The 23,895-nt window shown below is 49.0% G+C and carries 19 protein-coding genes; 14 read left to right on the forward strand and 5 right to left on the reverse strand.

Going from position 1 to position 23,895, the window contains the following annotated elements; all coding sequences use genetic code 11:
* Positions 1–90: 90 nt before the first annotated feature.
* Entirely contained in the window at positions 91–384 is a 294-nt protein-coding gene (locus ACFQ0N_RS35880) for a hypothetical protein (RefSeq protein WP_379334931.1), read from the forward strand.
* Between the two features lie 118 nt (positions 385–502).
* Here the strand turns inward: ACFQ0N_RS35880 and ACFQ0N_RS35885 are convergent, their stop codons facing one another.
* The 3 genes from ACFQ0N_RS35885 to ACFQ0N_RS35895 all read right to left on the reverse strand — a co-directional run bounded on the left by ACFQ0N_RS35885 (position 503) and on the right by ACFQ0N_RS35895 (position 2,771).
* Positions 503–1,147 (reverse strand): L,D-transpeptidase family protein, encoded by a 645-nt coding sequence (locus ACFQ0N_RS35885; RefSeq protein WP_379334932.1) that lies wholly within the window; start codon positions 1,145–1,147, stop codon positions 503–505.
* Between the two features lie 206 nt (positions 1,148–1,353).
* Positions 1,354–2,469: an amidase domain-containing protein gene (locus ACFQ0N_RS35890; protein WP_379334933.1), complete on the reverse strand. Its 1,116-nt coding sequence runs from the start codon at positions 2,467–2,469 to the stop codon at positions 1,354–1,356.
* Positions 2,470–2,621: 152 nt separating this feature from the next.
* On the reverse strand, positions 2,622–2,771 hold the full coding sequence (locus tag ACFQ0N_RS35895) for a hypothetical protein (RefSeq protein WP_379334934.1): 150 nt from the start codon (positions 2,769–2,771) through the stop codon (positions 2,622–2,624).
* A 361-nt stretch (positions 2,772–3,132) separates the two neighbouring features.
* On the opposite strand from ACFQ0N_RS35895, the gene ACFQ0N_RS35900 reads away from it, so the two are divergent.
* The gene (locus ACFQ0N_RS35900; RefSeq protein WP_379334935.1) at positions 3,133–4,281 is read left to right on the forward strand and encodes a HupE/UreJ family protein; all 1,149 of its coding nucleotides are present in this window, start codon (positions 3,133–3,135) and stop codon (positions 4,279–4,281) included.
* Between the two features lie 66 nt (positions 4,282–4,347).
* Here ACFQ0N_RS35900 and ACFQ0N_RS35905 read toward each other — a convergent pair whose 3' ends face one another.
* On the reverse strand, positions 4,348–5,577 hold the full coding sequence (locus tag ACFQ0N_RS35905) for a YibE/F family protein (protein ID WP_379334936.1): 1,230 nt from the start codon (positions 5,575–5,577) through the stop codon (positions 4,348–4,350).
* A 144-nt stretch (positions 5,578–5,721) separates the two neighbouring features.
* On the opposite strand from ACFQ0N_RS35905, the gene ACFQ0N_RS35910 reads away from it, so the two are divergent.
* The 4 genes from ACFQ0N_RS35910 to ACFQ0N_RS35925 all read left to right on the forward strand — a co-directional run bounded on the left by ACFQ0N_RS35910 (position 5,722) and on the right by ACFQ0N_RS35925 (position 11,742).
* Complete coding sequence (locus tag ACFQ0N_RS35910; protein WP_379334937.1) at positions 5,722–6,804, forward strand: HupE/UreJ family protein; 1,083 nt, start codon at positions 5,722–5,724, stop codon at positions 6,802–6,804.
* Between the two features lie 139 nt (positions 6,805–6,943).
* The gene (locus tag ACFQ0N_RS35915) at positions 6,944–8,920 is read left to right on the forward strand and encodes a fibronectin type III domain-containing protein (protein WP_379334938.1); all 1,977 of its coding nucleotides are present in this window, start codon (positions 6,944–6,946) and stop codon (positions 8,918–8,920) included.
* 105 nt (positions 8,921–9,025) lie between these two features.
* The gene (locus ACFQ0N_RS35920; protein ID WP_379334939.1) at positions 9,026–10,723 is read left to right on the forward strand and encodes an S-layer homology domain-containing protein; all 1,698 of its coding nucleotides are present in this window, start codon (positions 9,026–9,028) and stop codon (positions 10,721–10,723) included.
* 224 nt (positions 10,724–10,947) lie between these two features.
* Positions 10,948–11,742 (forward strand): DUF817 domain-containing protein, encoded by a 795-nt coding sequence (locus ACFQ0N_RS35925; RefSeq protein WP_379334940.1) that lies wholly within the window; start codon positions 10,948–10,950, stop codon positions 11,740–11,742.
* 306 nt (positions 11,743–12,048) lie between these two features.
* Here ACFQ0N_RS35925 and ACFQ0N_RS35930 read toward each other — a convergent pair whose 3' ends face one another.
* The gene (locus ACFQ0N_RS35930; protein WP_379334941.1) at positions 12,049–12,837 is read right to left on the reverse strand and encodes a DeoR/GlpR family DNA-binding transcription regulator; all 789 of its coding nucleotides are present in this window, start codon (positions 12,835–12,837) and stop codon (positions 12,049–12,051) included.
* A gap of 293 nt (positions 12,838–13,130) precedes the next feature.
* On the opposite strand from ACFQ0N_RS35930, the gene ACFQ0N_RS35935 reads away from it, so the two are divergent.
* The 8 genes from ACFQ0N_RS35935 (at position 13,131) to ACFQ0N_RS35970 (ending at position 23,594) form a co-directional block, all read left to right on the forward strand.
* Positions 13,131–14,456 carry an ABC transporter substrate-binding protein gene (locus ACFQ0N_RS35935; RefSeq protein WP_379334942.1) on the forward strand — a complete coding sequence of 442 codons (1,326 nt, stop codon included), beginning with the start codon at positions 13,131–13,133 and terminating at the stop codon, positions 14,454–14,456.
* A 74-nt stretch (positions 14,457–14,530) separates the two neighbouring features.
* Positions 14,531–15,406, forward strand: coding sequence for a carbohydrate ABC transporter permease (locus ACFQ0N_RS35940; protein ID WP_379334943.1), 876 nt, complete (start codon positions 14,531–14,533; stop codon positions 15,404–15,406).
* A 13-nt stretch (positions 15,407–15,419) separates the two neighbouring features.
* Complete coding sequence (locus ACFQ0N_RS35945) at positions 15,420–16,238, forward strand: carbohydrate ABC transporter permease (RefSeq protein WP_379334944.1); 819 nt, start codon at positions 15,420–15,422, stop codon at positions 16,236–16,238.
* 14 nt (positions 16,239–16,252) lie between these two features.
* Positions 16,253–18,232: a hypothetical protein gene (locus ACFQ0N_RS35950; protein WP_379334945.1), complete on the forward strand. Its 1,980-nt coding sequence runs from the start codon at positions 16,253–16,255 to the stop codon at positions 18,230–18,232.
* 19 nt (positions 18,233–18,251) lie between these two features.
* A complete protein-coding gene (locus ACFQ0N_RS35955) occupies positions 18,252–18,932 on the forward strand; it encodes a PIG-L deacetylase family protein (RefSeq protein ID WP_379334946.1) in 681 nt (226 codons plus the stop codon).
* 27 nt (positions 18,933–18,959) lie between these two features.
* The gene (locus ACFQ0N_RS35960) at positions 18,960–20,186 is read left to right on the forward strand and encodes a M24 family metallopeptidase (RefSeq protein WP_379334947.1); all 1,227 of its coding nucleotides are present in this window, start codon (positions 18,960–18,962) and stop codon (positions 20,184–20,186) included.
* Between the two features lie 122 nt (positions 20,187–20,308).
* Positions 20,309–22,057 (forward strand): sensor histidine kinase, encoded by a 1,749-nt coding sequence (locus tag ACFQ0N_RS35965; RefSeq protein WP_379334948.1) that lies wholly within the window; start codon positions 20,309–20,311, stop codon positions 22,055–22,057.
* A complete protein-coding gene (locus ACFQ0N_RS35970; protein WP_379334965.1) occupies positions 22,041–23,594 on the forward strand; it encodes a response regulator transcription factor in 1,554 nt (517 codons plus the stop codon). Before ACFQ0N_RS35965 ends, ACFQ0N_RS35970 begins: the two co-directional genes overlap by 17 nt.
* The last annotated feature ends 301 nt before the right edge of the window (positions 23,595–23,895 follow it).

Below are 23,895 nucleotides of genomic sequence, written 5' to 3' on the forward strand. Positions count from 1 at the left end.
ATCGATAGGGGGCTTTTTTGTGTGGCGATAGCCGATTACATAAACATCAACATAGGTCCAGTTAATAATCTTTAACCAGGCATCCGACTTTTGGCCAACATAGACGCTATTCTTACGTTTGGCTACAATACCTTCCAACAACTTGTCATCTATGATCTGGAAGTGGATGCGCCGTATGTTTCTTACCCGCTCACCGTGAAGATATATGAGGGCCACACCGCTCAGCTGTGTACCGCGTTGTCGCCGGACGGCACGAAGCTGGCCTACTGCATGGATCCGCGTCAAATCATTGTCGTCGATCTCGCGACAGGCCTCCTGGTCGCTGTACGGCTACGACTGGCGAGCAGCAGGCGGCGGGCAAGTCGTTTGGGAGCAAAAATGTGAAGACGGCTGCTTTCGATCCGCGGCGCGGTCTTATCGCGCTGTACCGAAACGGGCATGTGGAGCTGTTTGGTATAGGCACCGGAACCGAACGATTACAAGGGAGCAGTCCTGTAAGGGGCTATTCTTCTATCCCCAAGTGAATCAAATCTTCATAATGGATTTGGGCTGTAACCTTGAGGCCATGATCTTTTTGGTATTGGGTCACCGCGATTTCCGTTAAACGATCAAACTGCCCATTGCATTCTCCGTTGTAATAACCGGCCGCTTGAAGGCGATTTTGGACGATTTGCACGAGTGCACCCCGAGAGCCTTTGACTAAAATACGGTATGTGACACCGGGATGTCCCGTTAAAGGGCCATCGATGGTGACCTTCGTACCAATATCTACAAGGTCGTAAAGCTCCTCTACTTGTTTATCATACATGCGAATACACCCTTCGCTTACGAAACCGCCAATGGAATAGGGTTTATTGGTGCCGTGAATACCGAAAGTTCCCCAGCCAACGTTAAGCTCCATCCACCTGGGTCCAAAACCGTCAAACCAATTTCTTCTTTTATCGACAATTTTGAAAACCCCCATAGGGGACGGGGTGTCCCTTGTACCAACTCCAATACGGTAAGTTTTAATAACTTTACCGTCTTCCTGTAGTTCAAGTGTCCTTTTCCACAGGTTAATGTAAATTTCCTTGTCAGCATGGGCAAAGGTCGGGCTCGCGCTAATTGCGATCATTCCACCTAAGATAACCGAAATAAGCCATTTCATTGCATTCACCTGTTATGGTTAGTATGTGTGTAGAAGTATTTTCACCTCAGTGATTCGTAAATATGTATCCGGACACCGCTGTTATTCATTCCCACCTACATTTCTAATTTAAAGCTCTCTTTGTTTCAGCAAGACGGGAAGCCTCATAGTTTCACCCCAAATAACCTTGTCATGAACAAGGTTATGAAGGTAGACGTCCTTATCGTCTAATCGTTAATATGAATTAAGAGATACTTCGTATTTTTGTCCCAACCGAGGTCAAACGGCACACGGTAGCGGTCGGCAGTATGGGAGTTCACCAAAGGATAGCCGTTTACATCATGCCCGACGACGACGGAAAAATGGTCCGTATCTCCGTCAAGCGAATAGCCGATAATATCGCCTGGTAATAATTTTGCGATGGCTCCATCCGGATGTTTTTCGCTAGATCGGGTAATTTCCGTAAACGTGCCTTTGGCAATTAATCTTCCATACCCGGAGTAAAACAAGAAATGTTCGAAAGCCTCCGTTTGCACCCAGGCATGGCTTCCGCCGCCCCAATAGCCCCATACGCCCGTCATCCGCAAGCCGCCGCCTTCCTTTTTATCCCCAAGAACCTGGGAAGTAAAATTCGTGCAGTCTCCGCCGAGCGGCGTATAATCCCTATAGATCTTGTTGTATCGATTGTTATTCCCGGCTCCCCAAGCCAGACCCGCATATTTGTTGGCGTAGGCAACCGCCCGCTCTCGGTTATAACGCCCTTTTGATTTAGGGGTATAATCAACCGAGGAAAGATGAGGAAAGCCAGCCGGGGTATCGGAAATTAAATCCGGATTTTCCTCCAAGGGGTCCAGATACCATTCTTTTTTTACGACCCAGCCGTTATTGTCCTTTTTAATCGTAAGGGCATGTCGCGTACCAACCCCAAACGATTGGGGAGGGAGATGGAGGTGCGACGCTTTGTATTCGTAAGACACTTTCGCTGATTGTACCAAGGTAACTGTCGCTAGATCGCCGTCTTTCTTAAGGCGGACGATACGAATAAACGGTTCTGCCACTACAAAGCGAAGTCCGCGTTTTTCCGCCCAGGAATACAGGTATTTTGCCCGCCGCAGCTCCATTTGATAAGCATAACGGCTTGCGCCTTCGGACTTTATATAATACTTCTCTATCGTTTCAGGACGCTGATTGACAAGGAAATCGTTGCGGTCTTTATACAACTGGGATAAAAAACGCGTGATTTCCTCTTTATCGCTATCCTTTTTCAAAGGCAACGCATAACCTTTTAATGGCGTCAACCCAATGATGAGTGACATTCCGACTAACAGAAATAAGCGCAGCACACTATGAGCCCCCCAAAGGTTATTTCTGCATCGCATCCGAATCTCCCCCAAAAACGTAAACTTTGGTGCACTTCTTATTAGGAACACATGCAGATATTTGATGTAAAGGCGGGAAACGGTTGTTCCTGCCCATTTTCGCTTGACCCCAGGCATCATTTCCGATTACCTTGGATTTCCTTGTTTTTAAACGGCTTAAGGCCGAGATCGATCAAGCCGTAAATTTCCCCCATGTTCATGTACCTGCCGGGAGGTTGAGCAATTCGGGAAAAAGCGAATAAAGGAATGATCCAAATGGTTTTCACCGTCGATACTCCTCGCTGATGTAATCTGAAATCAACAATTATCCTTCCCTTCATTTTCTGGGATATGCTTTAAAATCCATCCCCAATTTTTGGTTCTATTCATAAAAGTCGGGAGTGCTCTCGCAGAAACGGCCCTGGCAGCGCAAAGGGGCTTTTCGGCGAACTGAGGCGTGCATATTGTGGAGTACATGATGCTACCGATCAGGAAGCGCGCTATGCCAAGGATGTGTGGAGCAAGTAGGGACGATTTACATGTCCTTCATTGACGCAGATCTAATAAATCCCTTTATTTCAGTTTACATTCCACCCGTATACTGGTAATAGCAAATACTATACTTAACCTGTATACCGGAGGGGAAAAATGTTAAACCGCAACAGATCAGGTTTGAAAAAGGCCATTTGCTTGGCTGCCTTATGTGTCTTGCTGTTGTTTTCGTTCAATTCTGCAGCAAACGCTCACGCTTACAGCTCCAGCTATTCGACGTTAACTTTGACCAAGGAGCAAACCGAGCTGTCATTTGCAATTGATAGCTTGTCCGCTCTTGAGTTGGCCGGCGAGCCGCTTAATACCGGGAACACTCTGGATCAAGCGCAGTTTGAGCGTATAAAGGAACGGCTTGAGTCGGTTATTCAGGCCAAGCTGAGGCTGAAAGTTGACGATGCGGATGTTTCGTGGCTGAGATTGGAACGGTTCGAGCTGAACCTTGCAGGCAGCAAGGGGCCGAAGGTGGAGCTGACAGCTCTATTCCCTCCGGTAGCTGCCTCTCAATCGCTGGCGGTAGTTGATGAGTTGTATTTGAACGATGCCGCCACCAACTATGTGAATCTGCTGTCAGTCCATTATGGCGGGCAAACAAGCTCGGCCGCATTGCATGGGGCGGATAGAACGTGGACGATGGAGCTGACGGCGGACGATTATGCCGGGCTTGAGCAGGACAGCTCTTCCAACGCACAGGCAGCTGGGGGCTGGAAGTCCTTTTTTGAATTGGGCATGCACCATATTTTGTCCGGTTACGATCATTTGCTGTTTTTGTTTTCCCTGTTGATTGCTAGGCAATCGTTCAAACAGTATGCAGCGCTCATTACCTCCTTTACGATCGCCCATAGTCTGACTTTGACGCTGACTGTACTTGATATTATCGATGTGCCCGGCTGGATTGTCGAGCCTGCGATTGCGCTTAGCATCTGCTACGTCGCGATCGACAATATGATCCGGAAACAGATGAATTACCGCTGGGTGATCACCTTTTTGTTCGGGCTGATTCACGGGATGGGCTTCGCCGATATCCTGAAAGAGATGGAGATTCCTCGTCAAAATCTTGCCGTGAATTTAATCAGCTTCAATCTGGGCATCGAAGCGGTGCAGCTAATCATTGTTGCGCTTATCCTTCCGCCGCTCTACTGGCTGAACCGCTGGAAATATGCGAAACCGGTGCTAATGACCGGCTCTGCCGCCGCTTTTATGTTCGGCGGAATCTGGTTTGTGCAGCGCGTCTTTTTTGACAGCTAGTGATGAAGAAGCAATCCACCTGTTTGACGCGGGCAGGGTGGATTGCTTCTTTTATCTTCCTGTCTATTATGCTTGTACTTCTTGTGCGGAGGCTGCTGCCAATGTTGTCGATGCTGCCGCTGCCGATGTCGCCTGTCCGTCCGGCTGGTCCGTGCTTTTCTCGTATTTGGGGATGATTCGTGAAGAGATAAAAGCGACGATCGGGACGGTCAGGACGACACCGATACAGCCGGTAATACCTTGTACGACTTCAATCGTAACCATATTCATGTTTGTAGCTTGCGTGAAGGTTACGCCAATCGAATAGAGCAATATTAATGAAGTCAGCGAGGTGCCGGTGAAGGCCAGCAGCAGCGTGTTCGCCATCGTGCCCATCATATCGCGCCCGACATTGATGCCGGACATGAATAGCTCTTTTTTGCTAAGGCTGCGGTTGGTCATATACACTTCGTGTATGGAGGAAGCGATGGAGATGCCGACATCGATAACGGCGCCCAGCGTAGCGAGCAGAATGCCTGCGAACAGCAATCCCTTGAGCTGCAAGCCGGTCTCCTCGGCCACCACGAGCAGCACTTCGACTTCATTCGTATTGAAGCCGGAAATTTGCACCCATTCGCCAAAAATATAGGCAAGCAAGCCGGCGATGGTAATGCCGATCAGCGTTCCGAATATTGCCGCCGCCGACTTGGTGCTCCAGCCGTTCAGCAGCAGCAAGGTGATACAGGTGGTCAGCACCACGATCAGCACGGAGGCGAATATCGGAGAATATCCGCGGTACAGCATCGGGATGAACAGAAAAATGATGCAAGCGAAGGTGAAAATGATGCCAAGCGCCGATTTCAAGCCTTTCATGCCGCCGATCCACCATAGCAATCCGAAAAAGAGCAGCGCCATTGCCAGCAAATACGGCGCTCTATAAGGGCTGTAGACGGACACCATATAAGACTTGGCGTCTGCGGCGTTTACATTGACCACGATCGACTGGCCTTCCTGTGCATAGACGTTATTATAGGAGCTCATGTAGTTTTTGATCGTATGAATTTCGCCCTTCCGTTCCCCGGATGAAATTTCAATCTCCAGCTCCTGAGTGCCATAAGTCATTCCTGACGGAGCATCCTTCTCCAGGTTTTCACTAACGACCTTCAATACTTTCGCTTTCTCATAGCTGACATGCCCCGATCCGCCTTGCTCGTTGTATTTGATCTCAGGGCTTTGGTTAAACAAATAAATCGATACGGCGACAGCCAGTATGATCGCGGCGAACAGGGTTTTCCTTACTTTCCCGGATGACAGCATAACATTCCTCCAAATCCGTTGATTTGAACTCCATTTGTCATCATCATAGCTGCGTATTGTCAACACAGAATAAACAAAAACAGCGATCTGCGTTAACAAACAGCAAGGATAATGATTTGGAAGGACAAGAGAAAGGGGCAGAGAATGTTACTGATGCTGAAAAAATGGATGGCAGGGCTTATCATCATGATCGGAGTGCTCGCGGCAGCGGCGCCTGTGTCTTATGCGCATGATGGCGACAGTGTAGCCTATACGGAGATACAGATGAAGGAAGGGGTGCTTCGCTTTCATTTTCGCATTGATATGTACGATATGATGATGTCCGCCACTCCGAATGATCCTGATCTTGATTATTCCACATCGGAAGGGCTCGATCGGTTCATAACCAAGTTCAGAGCGGAAGTGGAAGCGGTATTGTTGGCGAGAATCAAGCTTTATGCCGATGGCCTGCTGCTTGCGGGCCGGCTGAAACAGCTGGATTACACGGTGATGGAGGATCAGCCCTATGGGGAGGCTGTGCTGGAATATCCGGTCGGAAGTGTGCCGGAGCAGCTTGCTATGCGTTATGATCTCGTATTTGACGACGATGCCTGGCATGCCAATTTTGTTACGGTCACACTGCATGGGAAGACGAACAGCACCGTATTTTTGAATGATAATCGGGAGTTTCAAACTGGCACGTTAACCAAGCAGCAGGCGATTATACAGTTTTTTGGGCATGGTGTGCGGCAGTGGGTAGCCGAATACAGTCATCTATTGTTGCTGCTAGGCCTTCTTCTCGGGGTTAGAACTGTGAAGCAGGCGGCTATTGCCGCCGCAGCGGTTGTGGCTGCCTGTTTGGCCGCCGTTCTGTTAACGGGACTGAATCTGGCGGCGCTGTCTGTAAATTTCGCCAGTACTGCTGCCTGGCTAAGTGCCGTAGTTATTGGGCTGCTTTATTTGTTCAAGGATAAGTGCAAGCTCAGTCTGTGGTGGTTTTGCGCCTGTGGCGTTATTCATAGTATAAGCTTCGCCGGTTTGGTCTCCGGGATAAGGCTGGAGGATGGGCGACTGCTCTATTCCTTACTAACGTATATAGCGGGTATTGCAACCGGGCTGCTGCTCCTCGTGCTTCTTCTTTTTCCGCTGCTTTATTACGGCCGCAAAATAAAATGGTTCGCTCCGGCGCTGGCGGCGGCAGTTGTGCTGAGCGGGCTTATCGGGCTTGTACAGCGCATGCTTGCATAGGGCCGGCATTTTCGCAATAATTTACAATTAAATCACGGAATTTGGATTTCCGGCTAACAATTCTACTCTATGATTTGTCTAGCTGCATCTGTCTGAAACGGGCGGGTGGGCTACACTATGAGGAGGAGTGGTAAAAGCAATGAGTCATCTCGTAAGTCCAAGGAAGCGCATGGCGAAAGTTGTAGTGGCAGCTTTATCATTAGCAATGGTCATTTCTTTGCTGTCATGGGGATTCGCCGGCAGAAACAATCTGCTTCCGGTAAGTGTCGTGCATGCGGAAGACGTGCCGTACCAGTTTAAAGCTATTGTGCTCAATCCTGGCAGCAATGAGTCTGAACTGCGTTTTACATGGTATTCAACTCCAGACCCGGCAGGCAGTATTGTCCAAATTGCCAAAAAATCCGAGATGTCCGGCGGAAACTTTCCTGCCGATACAGCGATGACGTTTACTGGCGAAGCTTTAAATGCCGATGCGGCAACGACAGCGGCGGGCTGGGCTTCCAACAAAGTGACAGCGACAGGTCTGCAGCCTTCTACAGCGTATGTGTATCGCGTGGGCGACGGCACGACATGGAGTCAGGCTTATGATTTTTCCACACAGCGCTCGGATGAGTATACGCTGCTGTTTGTAGGCGATCCGCAAATCGGCGCTTCGAAAAATGCCGAAGCCGATACTGCGGGCTGGAACGATACGCTGACGAAAGCATTCACGGCATTCCCCAATACGAGCTTTATTATGTCGGCCGGGGATCAAGTAGAGACGGCAACCAAAGAAACGGAATACGATTTCTTTTTGAGCCCGGATGCGCTTAGAAATCTTCCGGTCGCTTCAGTCGTCGGCAATCATGACAATAACATCAACTATCAGTATCATTTCAATCAGCCGAACGAGTCCAAGCAATACGGAGTTACGAAAGCAGGCGGCGACTACTTCTACACCTATGGCGACACGTTGCTTATGGTGTTGAATTCCAACAACATGAATGCAGCCGAGCATGTGGAATTTATGAAGGAAACGGAAAAAAACAATCCGAAACGCTGGAAATTTGTCACGTTCCACCATTCCATTTACAGTGCCGGACCGCACTCTGTGGAAACAGGGCTGAAAAATTTCCGAGCCGGACTGGTTCCAACGTTTGATGAGCTGGATATCGATATGATTTTCATGGGCCACGACCACTCCTATGTTAAAACCTATGTCATGTATAACGACCTCCCGCAATATAAACAGCTGCTGGACATGAAAGGCAATGTCGTCAATCCGACAGGCGCTATGTATATTACAGCCAACTCGGCGAGCGGCAGTAAATACTATGCTTTGCAGCAGACACCGGAAGTTTATTCGGCTGAAAGAAGCCAGCTTAAAGTTCCGACCTTCTCGACGATCAACGTTACGGCAAACAGCGTCTCCGTCGATACATATCGTACGGATACGATGGAAAAAGTCGATAGCTACAGCATGGTGAAAGAACCGGAGAAGGTGAAGGTGCATGCTCAAAAGGAGAAACAAACCGACCCGTCCAATATCGAATTTTACTATGCAATCGGCCATGCCAACCAAGTCAATGCACTGGATGCGACCTTCCAGTTCGACAGCAAAAAATTGAAATTCAAGCAGGCTGAGCTCGTCTCAGAGAACGAAGGCGTAATTGAGCACAAAGTGATTGAAAATGACGGCGGGGACAATGAAGTGACGGTAAGCGGGGACACGGTGCGAATTGCGGCAGGAATGACAGCGCCGGTAATGTCCGAGGAATTTAAAGATGTAGTCAAGCTTACCTTTGAGCTTGTCGGAGGCAAGGCGGATGGGGAGACGACAGCCGAATTGAAGCTGCTTCAATCCACTTTGGCCGTCAGTGTGACGCATAAAGAGACGATCTCGACGATCGAAGCGGACACCGCTACCGTAACAGTAGGCAAAGAGAAAAATATTTATGACCTGAACGGCGATGGCAAGGTAACGGTTGCCGATCTGTCGATCGCGCTGGACTTCTATCGGTCCAAGCAAGGCGATGCCAACTGGGAAGCGGCCAAAAAGGCCGATTTCAATGGTGACGGCGTCGTCGATCTGGCAGATATTACAACCCTCTTGCTCCAAGTCTTGGCCCAAAAATAGCAGTAAGCCAAGCGATCAAGGACAAGGAAAGGAACAGGGGAGGCTTGCGGAACAGAGCCCGCGGGCCTTCTCCTGCATTTTAATCCAAGAGGTGTTCCAATTAAAATGAGAATAAAATGGATGGCAGCCATCATAATCATTAGCTTTCTTTCCTTGCAAACAACCGTATTTGCGGACAACAACAAGCTGGAAAAGGCGGAATTCTCGCAGCAATCGGTCACTGCCGATAAAAATGCCAATACATTTTCGCTCGATATCACCGTCATCAACAATGCGCCATTTAGCGGCGCGGAGTTCGGTCTGGAGCTGAAGGGCAGCCTCAAAATAAAATCGGTGGAATACAGCGATAAAACGGCCAATAAAGCAGGCGTCACAGAAAAGGCCGGCGTGTACTACTTCGGATTTTTCAGCGATGCGAATAAATACAACGGAAAAGTCACGATCGGCAAAGTGACCTTTGAATATACGGGCAATGCAGATGCGCAAATTACGATGAATGAAGCCAGTGTTATTACAATATCGAATGATAAAAATGCTGTATCAGAAAAAATATTTCCAAAAACAGCCGTTCAGGTGAAACGTGACACGTCAACGGATTCCGGAAATGGAGGCAACCCGAATCCGTACCCGAATCCAAACCCAAATCCAAATCCGAGCGATCCGTCCCCACCGAAGCCAACCGGCGAGAAGCGGCTGGAGATCGATGCTGCCGCAATTAACGATGCGATCAGCCATGCGCATACAGATAAACACGGTATACAGGTGCTCACCTTTGATCTGAATAAAAGTGCAGGGCAAGCAGACTCCCTAACAATTGCTTTTCCAGCAACATTATTGAATACGACTGTTAAGCGTAAAGTTATCCTTGAAACGCCAATTGCTTATGTGGCCCTTCCGGCCAATGTGATTGCAAGTCAGCAATTGGGCGGTGCAGCAAATATTGAACTTCATATTTCCAGAATCGACAATGCCGGCCTGCTTGAAAGCGTGAAGACGCGCATTGGTGCCCATCCGGTGATCGACATGTACTTCACATTGGACGGCAAAAAGATAGCTTGGAAAAATGCCGATAAGCCGGTTACCGTTTCTATCCCGTATTCACCGAATCAAATCGAATCGAAAAACCTTGACCTTCTAGTCGTCTATTATATTGACAGCAACAATAAGCTGCAGATTGTATCGAACGGCAACTATCATAGCGCGGATGGCAAGGTAACATTCACGGCGCCGCACTTGGGCCAATTTGCCCTGGCCTTCCTGCAAAAGACTTTTGAGGATATTCAAACCTCTTGGGCCAAAAAAGAAATTGAAGCCTTAGCTGTGCGCAACATTATTACAGGCACGTCGGAAAAAACGTTCTCGCCTCAGAAGAATATAACAAGAGCCGATTTCATTAAGATGCTCGTCGGCGTGTTGGGCAAGACGGAGCAAGCGGCAAGCGGCTTCCAGGACGTCTCGCCGTCCGATTATTATTTTGAAGCGGTCAGTACAGCCAAGGCGATCGGGCTCGCCGGCGGTACGGGAGACAACAAATTTAATCCGAAAGCCCAAATTACAAGGCAGGAAATGATGGTTCTGCTCGACCGCGCTCTGGCGATATCCGGGGAGCAGTTAACCGAAAAAGCTTCGCTTGCGGCTTTTGCGGACCGCGACCGTGTGTCGGGTTATGCGAAGGACAGCGTCTCCAAGCTGATTGCGTCCGGCATTATTCAGGGCAGCAGCGGCAAGCTGCGCCCGCAAGATCATCTGACCCGCGCCGAATCGGCAAGGGTGCTGCAATTAGTGTATAAGCTGTTGTATTAATGAGGTAAAGGTTTAATGCCCTAGACCGTAAAGGTTTAGGGCATTAAGTCTTTTTTGGGTACACGCCCCGATCTGCAACATTTGCGCGCCTTTTCCGATCACCGGACGGTGGCAGGAGGGGATGAGGCTGTTTGGAATGCGGTTCCAAGCAACTTTTTATGCAAAATGCTCGTCAAACCATTAATCATGGAAAAAATATATACCGTTAATGAAGGAAGTGTCGCATGTTCATACGTTTTTGGAGGCCTTTGTTTCATTTTGGTGTTCAGCAGGCCTTATCCTGCTTGTTTCCTGTAGTCATTTTTTCTATCATTGCGCTAACCAAGCTTGTCCATATTCCTTATATCCCGCAGTATGATTTTATTTTAATCGTATGTCTGCTGACGCAGTATGTAATGTATCGATCTGGAATGGAGTCCAAAGATGAGCTAAAGGTCATCTGCGTATTTCATTTAATCGGATTTGCGCTGGAGGTATACAAAGTTCAGCAAGGATCGTGGACGTACCCGATGGAAGGCTGGACGAAGCTGTTCGGCGTGCCGTTATACAGCGGATTTATGTATGCCAGCGTGGCCAGCTACTTGTGTCAGGCGTGGCGCAGGCTGGATGTTCGTCTCTTACGCTGGCCGAAGCCGATCTGGACCGTGCCGCTTGGAGCTGCCATCTATCTGAATTTCATGACGCATCATTACTGGTATGATATACGCTGGATTTTGACCGCTTTGCTCTTTATCATCTTTTTCCGAACTACTGTGGAGTATACTGTATTATCCGTTGTCAGGCGTATGCCTCTCGTCTTGTCCTTCTTCTTGATCGGATTTTTTATATGGGTCGCAGAAAATATCGGCACCTTTCTTGGGGCATGGCAATATCCAAGTCAGTGCGAAGCGTGGAGTATCGTTGGCTGGGGAAAGCTGAGCTCATGGTTTTTGCTTGTGATCGTCAGCTTTATCATTGTGGCTCAGCTCAAGCATGTCAAGGAAGGGCGCGGCGAATATGAGAGTAAACCCAACCTTTGATGAGCTACGGCATTACGCTATAAAAGTAGTAAGCGAGATGGCTGATAGTCGCCGGCTCGCTTATTTTCTGTATTAGCGCGTAAGCTTTATCATTTTTCTTCAATGGCCCACGATTTAAATAGCTGCTTCATCTTGGTGGCACTCTCATTATCAAAGAGGTAATTTTTACCTGCATGGTATACAACAAAATTGCCGTTTAAAAATAGAAGTCCGGCAATCTGTTCGTTGAATTATTTTATTTTGATGGAGACCGGTATACCGCACGAAAAAGGCTTCTGTTTCTTCAGGAAGAGCAGAGGCCTTTCCCTAGTGATTCACCTCTTGCAACTGTTCGGCATCCGCCGCAATCAAGCTGATGTTTTTTATTTTAAAGATGTCAAGAAACTGTTTATCCGGCGTTTTGTCGGTAACAATGATGGAAATGCGGCTGAAATCGGAAATTTGAAACAACACTTCAATATTGTTAAATTTGCTGTGGTCCGCGAGGATGATTGCCTCTTTCGTCGATTCGATCATCACTTTGCGAATGGCCGCCTCGTCTGCCGTCAAATCCCGCAGTCCTTCAACAATGATCCCTTTGGGCGAAATAAATGCTTTGGACGTCTTTAAATTGCCGATGAACGTTTCTCCAAGAGGACCGTTAAACGAGTTCGTGAACGAATTGTACGAGCCGGGGATAGCATATAGGCGTATGCCCGGAGTCAGTTTCAGCAAATTGATAATTGGCAGGCAATTCGTAATGACCGTAATGTTGGCGTTCGGGCTCAGCTGCGAAGCCAATACGACAGAGGTTGCGCTAGAGTCCAGAAATAACGTATCGCCCGGGACGATTAGTTCGGCTGCCCGTTTGGCAATCGCAATTTTGGCGTCAAGCAGAGGCGTATTCGGTAAAATTCCTTCTTCGGGTGACGAGTTGTCGACAAAAACGGCGCCGCCATGCGACCGCTCGATCCCTCCTTGTTTGGCGAGAAACTCAAGATCGCTGCGGAGCGTCACTTCGGATACTTGAAAGACTTCTTTGAGTTCTGCTATTTTGACAGTTTTTTTGACCGAAATATACTGAAATATTGCCTCACGTCTTTGATATGTTTTCATGGTTTTCCTCCAACCTTATATCTAGCAAACGAAAGAAAAACGAAAGAGATTATTTTTTTCATAATTGTAGCACACGTAAATTAAAAAACAACACGTCTGTCCTTAATAAAAATTCGGCTAATGAACGAATACGAGGCGGTAGCAAATAAATACGCATCAATATTATAGAATGGAATGATGGAAAGAATGGATCTAAAATAAATTATATTTTATCTGAACAGAGTGCAACATGGGGGAAGCGAAAAGTTATATTATATAGTTGTAAGCGCTTAACGATAAGATGGAGGGGTTCAATGAAGAAATATAACGGAGTACTGTTGGCGTCTATGTTGCTGGTGGCATCGCTTGGGTTTACAGGTTGTGCGGCTACGAATAAATCTGCCGACAGCAACAGTCAAAATGCAAGGCAGCATGAAGAAGGGCAAAGTTCAACCAGGGGAGAAAATAAAGCCGGTGATGAAAAGGCGACCATTCGCCTTGCGACTGCGATGGACCCGGCGCGTTTGGAACCGTTCAAGAAATTGGTCGACGAGTGGAATGCGGCTAATCCGAATGTGGAAGTAAAGCTGGAAAATACGGCCTATGAAGAGTATTGGAAGAAACTGCAGGTTATGACCGCTTCGAATACGATGCCGGACGTGTGGGTCTATACGCCCGGGCTTGGCTCGCAGTGGCTGGAGAATGGCCAATTGCTGCCGCTTAATCAGTACATGGAAGGAGATGAAACACTCAATAAGGCGGATTTTCATCCGATGATGATTGATTATATGACCTATGAGGGGGATGTCTACGGCTTGCCGTATGACGTATCCGCACAGGTGTTGTTTTACAACAAGGATCTGTTCGACCAGGCGAAGATCGATTATCCGACAAATAACTGGACATTTGATGATTTGCGCCAAGCGGCAGAAAAGATTACAGCGCTGCAATCCGATAAAGGCAAAATCTATGGCATGCTTTCCATGATGGGAGCGGATTTTACTGGCGACACTTATTTCCGCTCATTTGGCGCGACGACGATTACGCCGGAGGGCAAGGTGGGCGTGAACAACGAGGGGGGCGCCGAAGCGCTGCAATATTTCCTCGACAATGTGAAGCTGGGTGTCACGCCAAAGCCGGAGCCGGGCAAATCTACGCGTCCGCTATGGCTTAATGGCCTGGGCGGCATGTTGGCGGATGGCGGCTGGGCGATTCCGTCGTTCAAGGATGTGCCGTTCGAATGGGGAATGGCCCGTCTGCCTGCAGGGCCTGCAGGGCAGTTTACCACAGGGCTCGGCGGGGCTTTCGTTATTAGCAAGCAGACGAAGTATCCGAAGCAGTCCTATGAGTTTCTGAAATATTTGACCAGTACGGAAGGCTTGAACGAAATTGTTACAAAAGTCGATGCAGGTGTTCCGGGACGCATGTCTTCCCAGGAGGGGTTGTCTCCGCTGATGAAGCAGTACGCAGACATTATTTCGACGGCAACTCCTTATAATGCCATCAACGGTTTGCTGGAGCTGCAGGATGTAATGGGGAAGGAAATGGATCAAGTGTGGTATAGCGCGAAGGACCCGAAAGCCGTAGTACAAGCTATTGAGGAGAAGGGGAACAAGGTGCTGGAGAGTAAGAGAAAATAAATAAACTGCAGATGCAGCAGTGCGGAAGGATGATACTCCTTGTGCGCTGCTGCACGAAAGGAGCGGTAACTTAAATGGGGAATCGTAAACGCGAACAGCTTGCCGCTTATTTGTTCTTGTCGCCCTCGATTGCCAGCTTTGCGCTTTTTATTTTATTACCGGCCGTAATGGGCATGGGATTGTCGTTTTTTCAATGGGATTTGACCTCGCCTCCCCAATTTGCCGGAATGTCCAATTGGCTGGAGTTCGCTGACAATCAGGAGGCGATAGCTAGTATTAAGACGACGCTATTATTCGTAGCGCTTTCGCTTCCATTAACGATTGTGGTCGGTCTGGCGCTCGCATTACTGGTTAACCGGATTCCGTTAGGGAAAGGGTTTTTCCGTTCTTCTTTTTTTCTGCCCTCGATTACTTCGATGGTGGCGATGTCTGTCATTTGGAGCAATATATATGGGCGCGAGACCGGATTGCTTAACTATTTGCTAGGTTTGGCAGGCATTCCGCAAGTGGATTGGCTTTCCGATCCGTCGACTGCGCTTTTCTCCATTGTGTTGTTTTCTATCTGGCATTCCGCCGGCTACAATATGCTTATTTTTTTAGCGGGCCTGCAGGGGATTGACGAAACATTGTATGAAGCAGCCAAAGTGGATGGAGCAGGACCGTTATATATGTTTCGCAAAATAACGCTGCCCTTGTTGTCGCCAACGATGTTTTTTATCGTGATTACATCGGTGATCGGCAATTTGCAATCGTTCGAGGCCGTGTACTTGCTGACTGGCGGGGGGCCGGGGTATTCTACGACAACATTAGTTTATTTTATTGTGAACGCGGCCTTTAAAGGATTTAATATGGGGCTGGCTGCGACGATTTCGACTGTGCTGTTTGCTCTGATTGCCGTTGTCACCATTCTTCAATGGAAGTTACAAGAAAAGTGGGTGCATTACAATTAATCAGACTTTTGCTTTGCGGATCGGAACTGTTGCGAAATACATCATTACAACTGTGCTGGTCATTTTATTTCTTGCCCCTTTCCTGTGGATGCTGTCATTATCACTCAAAGGGCTGGATGAGTTTTATTTATATCCGCCGCGGTTGTGGCCGGCCAGCATTCAATGGTCCAATTATGCCGAGGTGCTGAAACAACTGCCGTTGCTGCGTTATTTGGCCAACAGTCTCGTTGTGGCAACGTCGATTACGGCGTTGCAGCTATTGTTCGCCTCTGCGGCTGCCTTTGCCTTTGCCGTGCTTTCTTTTAGAGGAAAAGGAATGATGTTCTCATTATTTTTATCGAGCATGATGATTCCGGGGACGGTTATCCTGATTCCGTTATTTTTGATTACACATCAGCTTGGGATGCTTGACACTTATGCAGGGCTTATCATTCCGTTTTTATTTTCCGGGTATGGCGTATTCATGCTGCGTCAATTTTTCCTTAGTTTGCCGCGCGATTTCTATGAAGCGGCGCGGATGGACGGCTGCGGATTTTTCGGTGTGTATGCCAAAATTTATTTGCCGCTATCGGTGCCGGCACTGGCGACTTTAGGGACGCTCGCTTTTATCTCATTTTATAATTCGCTGCTATGGCCGCTCGTAGCGGTCAACTCGGATGAATTGAAGACGATCCCCGTAGGCGTAGCCGGTCTTGTAGGCCAATACGACTATATAACACCGCATCTCGTCATGGCTGGGGCGGCCATTATGGTTATACCGGCTGTGTTGATCTTTATCTTTTTTCAGCGTTATTTGGTTAACGGATTCGTAATGTCCGGCATTAAAGGATGAAGGGAAGAGCAAAAATGGACTGTACCTATGAACGTTGGCATTGGATGGAACTGATCGGCTTCGACAATGAAGCGGATGACTGTGGGGTTGCAGATTATTTGCGTAAAGTGGGTTATATTCCGGATGCCGTTTCTCTCCTGCTGTATTCTCCGGATTTTGTCCATATGCATGACGGAATGGAGCATGAAATCACGCTGGCGCCGCAATTTTGCGCTTACTTGGCGAGGCCGCAAAGCCGTGAGCGGACAAGACAGGCATGGACGAATTACCAGCTTCGTGCATTGGTAGCCGAGATGCGGCGGCATGGAACAAAGGTGTATTTCAGCTTTTTTAACTTGTATCAATATTATAACAAGGACGGCCAATTGGAGGGCGGCCACTGGTCCGCCGACCGCCCGGAATTGCATGAGACGGGAGCGGACGGCCGCTCATTCGGCTTCTTAAACCCATTGCGCCGAATGGCGGATGGCGTCTTATATGAGGATTTCTTTGTTGAACGGTTGGAGCGGGTGGCTCTTGATTACGGGTTTGACGGCTATCACGGGGCAGACGGATATACAAGCCCGCGGTTATGTCTTGCTGTAGCCGATTACTCGGAAGATATGATCAGCCAGTTCATTGCTGCAGGCCATCCCTTGCCGGCAGACTGCCCGCAGGAGGCAAGAGCGGACTGGATTTGGGAGCGGCGCCGTTATGAATGGATTACTTTTTATGCCGGCAGGTGGGAAACGTTTTGGCGCAAAGTTGCAGACCGTATGCATGCAGCCGGCAAAACCGTCTTCTTCAATTCAGCCTGGACGCGGGACCCGTTCGAAGCTTTGTACCGGTACGGCGTCGATTACAAGCGGATTGCCGCAGCGGGGATCGACGGCTTTATCGTGGAGACCGGGGCGGCATCATTGTCGATCGGCGGCGGAGGCATTGAGATGGAGCCATGCGATGAGTTTAAAGCGATGCTGCTGCTCATTGGCGCCTATGTTCCACAGATGAAGCTCATTTGTCTGAATACGATTCAGGATACGACAGAGGAATGGGACGCTCTGCGCCATGCGCCAGTCATGCTGGAACGTGACATATTCGCGCTCTCCAATCTGTTTCGTCATGAGGAGGACGGCGGGCTAAGCCGCTGCTCGGCAGGAATGATGGCCTGTTTGACGGATGGCATAAGCGAGCATGATTGGAATTGGATTGAAAGGCGATGGGAGCTTGGCTATGCCTGTCAGCCGGTCAAACTGGCCGGGGCGGCATTGGTATGGAAGGATGACCTTCCTCATACAGAATTGAAGCATTACATTGCGACACGGGAACGCTCTACGCATAAATGGCTGCATCATTTGATCGCCGAGGGCGCACCGATCAGCAGTACGGTTCATCTGCGGCTGCTGGAGCAGATGGCGGGAACGCTGGTTGCAGTCAATATTCATTTATGGACGGATAGTGAACTGGAACAGTTGCTTGGTTATACAGGCGGTCCGATTGTTGTGATCGGTCAGGTGACAGAACGAATGCTTAACTTTCATACAGGCGCTGCCGAGGCGGCGGCAGGCAGCGGCTTTTGCGCTGTTCGCCATTCCTCGGGGGCGTGGCAGCTCATTGCCGTTACAGAAGAAGGGGGAGAGGGAGAACAGCCTGATCCAGGCAGGAGCAGTGATCACCTTCCCTGGATTTATGAGCTGTATACGAGACCGGTAGCACAAACGTTTATAAGAGCATGTGCAATTGCGGTGAGTCAGCACTCTGATGCGCCTGAAATAATGGGCAGCAGCGGATGCGCCAGCGTACTTGCCCAGCAGCAGCAAGATGGCGGCTGGCGGCTGATTATTGAAAACCGCTTGCGGTATTATGAGACGGTTACGATTAGAATGGCCCGGGAGATGAAGCGGATCTCGATTGCGACGGACTTTCCGGGAATGCCGATTGTGCCGGAAGGAAAAGACTTCAAGGTAAAAGTGCCGGGGAACGGCATCGTTATATTGAATACGGAGTTGGCGTGATGAAAGGAGAGAGAATACGATGCTAGATGCAAAGCGGGCGCTCATTATTTGCGCACATCCGGACGATGAAGTGCTGGGGCTGGGCGGTACGATCAAAAAAATGACGAATGCCGGGATTGAAGTGAATGTGGTGATGTTTGCAAACGGGAATGAAGGCTACACCGATCTTGCCGACAAAGACCGCATTGTGGAGATGAGAAAGCAAGAGCGGAATGAAGTCCAGAAGCTGTTGGGGATCCAATCGTTTGAATCTTATCATTACGGCGACTATGCCATATTGGCGAATGAAGAAACCTATAAAATTTGTTTGCGTGCGATTCGGAAGTATAAACCGGACCTAGTCTTTACCCATTATTGGCGCGAATATAACACGCATAAAGCGGTGTCTTCCATAGCGAGCGACGCCTTCTGGCAGGCAGGCTGGACTTGTTCGCTGGATCTGGGGGAGCCTTGGAAAGCAAAGGCGCTTTACTATTTTGAGGTGATTGATTTATTGCCACATGTCTCGCATGTAGTCGATATTGAGGATGTGTTAAGTGTCAAGCTGGAAGCGATGAAAGCCTACGCTTCGCAATGTACGGTCGTGTCGGGTGCGCTTCAGCAAATTGAAGGCAAGGCGCTAATGCGGGGCGCCCAGGCGGGGATCCGCTATGGGGAAGCTTTTTTGCGCAATATTGACCGGCCTGAAGTGATACGCTGAATTTGTGGAGAGGGGAGCGAAAGAGAAATGAGAACGACGATTGCGCCGACAATTCCGGCAGAAGAGTTCCGGTCAAGGGTTGGCCGGTTACAGCGGCGAATGGCCGAGCAAAATCTGGATCTTTGCATTATCTATGGCGATGAATACCGCCGCGAAAACATCCGTTATGTGAGCAATGTATGGCCGTTGTTTGAAAGAGGGGCGCTGCTTGTAACACGTATAGGAGAGCCGATTCTGCTGGCTGCTCCGGAAGGCGAATTGCTGTGCAGGGAAGCGAGCGCCTGGAGCGATATTCGGCTCGTGCCGGATTTTGCCTGCGTTACCGTCCCGGAAGATATCGAATATCCTCATGCCGCCTATACGGATTTCCGCAAGGTGTTTGCCGAAATCAGCCAGCGTTGTCCGCTGCGGCGGGCAGGTATCGTCGGCATCGATGCGATGGCTTATCCGGTCTACCAGGCGATTGCCAGGCAGCTGGCTAACTGTGAAATAATCGATGCCAATGCCTTGCTCATTGCCGAGCGGCTGCATAAATCTGCTGCGGAAATCGCTTGTCTGCAGGAGGCGGCACGCATTGCCGACACCGCTTACCTGGCATTAATGGAGGCGGCCCGTCCAGGAGCGAAGGAAATACATTTATCCGCTGCGGCACATGAGGCCGCTTATCGGGAAGGGGCGGAGAATGTGCCGTTCTGCCTTGTATCCAGCGGGGAGAGAGTCAATACGATAATAGGCAGGGCGACAAACAAGGCCATTGCGCCCGGCGATATGGTGATGGCTGCGCTGGCTGTACAATATGAGGGCTATATTGCGACGATTAATTTTCCTTTCGTAGTTGGCGCGATGTCCTCCGGGCAAAAGGCTTTCATCGATTTATTGGTCGGCGCCAATGAAATTGCCAAGTCGAAACTGAAAGCCGGAGCAGCGCAGGCTGATCTGGTCCGGGCAATCAAAGCATACTTCAAAGCGTGCAATGTCAGCCGATACGATTTATACCCGCCCCTCCACGGTTGCGGCGTTGCAGAAGCGGAATCTCCATATCCGAATGAAAATACGGCAGGCATATTTGCACCCGGGATGACAGTCAACACAGATATCAGTCTGTTCGGCCATCCGGACGGTTCTAACCGGATTGAGGAATGCTTTGTAATTACGGAGGAAGGATATAAGCCCATGTCGGCGCTTGTCGGGCAATTAAGCCGCCAATGGCTCGAATCCGGCGTCGTTGACTTTGCTGCAGTGAAACTCGGGTAATCTCGTTGACAAATCTCTCCCATACAATAGAATTTAGAGTATTAGATCATGCCGGATAAGACCGGGATGAATGACTGGCAGGTGAGGATAGAATGCAGCCCAGAAGCCGGAGAATCAGAGCGGTGTTATCTTCTCGCAGTCTGATGATGCGAATGTTTATATCGTTCTCGCTTGTGGTGATTACTCCGCTGGTTATTGTGTTAATGATCAGTTATTCTACATTCTCTCGTAATGTGGAGACCAAGACAAAACAATATGTTCAATATTATGCAAATCGTGCGGTTGAGGCGATAGAGGAGCAATACAACAACCTGACGAAGCTCACAATCAGTATCGTCAACGACGGTACGCTGTGGCCGCTGCTTGACCAGGCAGGGCGGCAGATGACAGATTATGACCGCCAGCAGCTTGGGCAGAACATATACAATGTGTTAAGCGGTTACAAATATACGGACGAATACTTGGTTGATCTGGGACTGCTGACAGCTAAGCGACAAATTTATGATACCAGCCCGGATTACATGATCCAAGGAATGCTCAATAACAGGCAGGCTCTGTCGGGATCAAACTCTCTGGAGTCCTTCGCCAGCAGCCGGCGTGTTCGCAGCGCCTATCGGATGATGGACGGCAAGCTGATGTTTTTGAGCAAAATCAATCATCCGCAACGGTTTACCCAATATTACGGAACACTGATGTATGAAGTGGATGAAAGCATGTTCCGCAATATCTTTATCGAAAAGCCGGAGCAGTATTTGACTACGGTTTATGTGCTTAATGAAGCCGATGAGGCCATCTATCAGGAAGGTGATTCTTTATCGCCTTCCCGTTTGCGGGCATTGCACAAGTCCGGCACGAGCGACATCAAGGTAGATAACGACAAGTACATGGTTGTGAGCAAGCATTCGGCTGCGACGGATTGGCAGATACATGTCATCATCCCGTACAGTTCCATGATGAAAGAAGCCAATCAACTGCGGAATACTTATATTTTGATCGTAATGATCACGTACTTGTGCTCGCTGGCGATTACGGCAATTTTAAGCCGGCAGGTTACTGATCCGCTGAGAAAAATGATCATCGCGATGAGACAATTAGGCAACGGCTCGAACGATGTCAGCATGGAGCTGAAAGGGCCGCTGGAGGTTCAGGAAATCAGCCAGCGCTTCAATACGATGAATATACAGATCAGCCAATTAATAGCCGGCATCCGTCTAGAGCAGAAGCGGGCCAAGGAAGCGGACTTAGCCGCGCTTCAGGCACAAATCAGCCCGCACTTTTTGTATAACACATTGAATCTCACAATCTATTTGGCACGCAAAAACAAGACGCAAGAGATACAGACATTGACAACATCGCTTATTGAGCTGTTGCAGCATGCCCTGAAGTCCAAGCGGTTTGTGACAACGATCGCCGGCGAACTCGGCGTAATCGAGCATTATGTGCTGCTGCACCAATTTCGCTCTGAAGGAAAAGTCCGCCTGTATATGCAGATCGATCCTTCGCTGCTTCATGTTCATATGCCCAAATTTTTGTTGCAGCCGCTAGTAGAAAATGCGATATTTCATGGTATTTACCCGAAAGACGATTCGGGAAGCGTGACGATCGTCATCAACCGTGTCAGACAGCGGGCTATCGAGATCAGGGTGATTGATGACGGCGTAGGTTTTGACAAACCGGGCCGGTCCGGCAACAGGTCATCAGTCGGCCTCAACAATGTTACACAACGTGTAGCCCATTATTATGCGCAAGATGAAGCAGGGGTGCAAATATTCAGCCAGCCTGGAATCGGTACAACAATCGTTCTGCAACTGCCTTTATTAAAGAAGGAAGAAGAGGTGGAGAGCATTGAGAACAGTGCTGATCATCGATGATGAACCGTTTGTTCGTGCCGAAATAAAAGAAAATATCGATTGGCGGGAATATGGCTATGATCGTTTTATCGAGGCCGACAACGGTTTAAAAGGGCTGGAATGCTATCGAAGAGCCCATCCGGATCTTATATTGACCGATATTCGCATGCCGGTTATGGATGGCATCGTTTTTTGTACAGAGCTTATGAAGCTGAACCGCGATGCAAAGGTGATCGTTCTCAGTTCTTACCTTGACTTTGAATATGTGCGCGAAGCATTCAAGCTTGGCGTCGTCGACTACTTGCCTAAGCACCAAATGAATGATCAATATATCGCTCCTATTATGGCGCGGCTGGAAAGCGAGCGCGAAGAACAGGCGATGTCACGATTTGCCCGCCAAGTGTATCTGCGTCATTGGTTACATGGCCAAAATGATACGGTTGCAGAAAGTTTTGATTTTAAATTGATGTACCGGCTGCAATTGCTGCAAATAGAAGTGGATGACTACGGGTGGCAGCTTGTCCGAATGGAGCGTGACAGTGAAACGGAAATGTCGCGCCGTTTGTACGAGCTGGCTGATTGCGAATTGTCGGCATACAAGCCGGAGCTGACCGATCTTCATGAAGGAGTCATGTATGCTGTGCTGGAATGCCCGGCGAATATGGGGGAGGCGGCCCGGCATAGCTGGCTAAACCAGCTTGCCTTAGAGCTTCACGCCCGTATTGCACAGGAACTTGGGTGGTCTGTCTCGATTGTCTATAATGGCAAGAACTGTACGGTGGAGCAACTGCCCCAAGTAGCGGAAATGATGCGTAAAGAAACAAAGATGAGGCGCTTCCGGCGGCGCGGTGAAATTCGCGGGTTTGAGGGGAGCGGACATGGCCGGCAAGCGCGCGATCGCGCGCCGGGCCAAGCGGCCGGTCAAGATTTGCTCGAAGAAATCCGGAAGTGGCTGCGGACTGCCAGTAACAAAGAGGAACTGCGGCTCAAGTGCGAACGATTATGGCTGCAACAAGCGCCGCAAATAAGCGATTGGGCATTGCGGATTTGTTTCAATGAATGGCTCAGCTTGTTGGGGCAAAACGGAGAAAGTGTAGATGATGTTATGCTTGACCAACTTATTGCGGTCTCGCTGGATGACTTTACGACCTATGACGGCTTGTATGACTGGGCGCTTTGCGGTGTGGAGAGAATTGCCGCTATAGCCAGCGGCGAGCTGCGCGGGGAAAAAGCAAAAATCCGGGAGATCGAGCATTATGTTCGGCACCATCTGCAAGAAGATCTCAGTTTGGATGTGATGGCCAAACGCGTTCATTTTAACAAAGGGTACTTGTCGGAATGGTTCAAGCGTCAGACGGGCACGACGTACAGCAAGTACGTTAATGATATTCGAATCGAAGCAGCCAGAAGGCTGCTGACTCAAAGCGATTTATCGATCCGGCAAATAAGCGAGCAGGTCGGATTCAATGACGAAGCTTACTTTATTAGGAAATTTAAAGAAGCTACAGGATCGACACCAGGTAAATTTTTGCAAAAAAATAATCCAAATCGAAGCTGAATCTTGGAGTCAAGCAATCCGAAGAGCACCAACAATATGAGGAGTGACGAGAAATGAATCGTTTTTCTTAAGAATTAAAGCGGTCGAAGTCCCGTTCGCCGTTTTTAAGGAGCTTTTTCATTTTCTCGTCCGGAAGCGCAATCGAGAAACCCGGCGCAAATTGGTTTTTCCCAAAGAGTTGCTTCTCATCGACTCTATCACGCTGACTGACGGTAAAACCCGTTTGCCATGGGCTCCTTATCATGGTTAACGAGAAAGCGTCAAACTGCATGTGGCTCGAGACGGAGCAACCGCTACAAGT

It is taken from the genome of Paenibacillus sp. GCM10027626, assembly GCF_042676285.1.
In the GTDB taxonomy this organism is placed as follows: domain Bacteria; phylum Bacillota; class Bacilli; order Paenibacillales; family Paenibacillaceae; genus Paenibacillus_Z.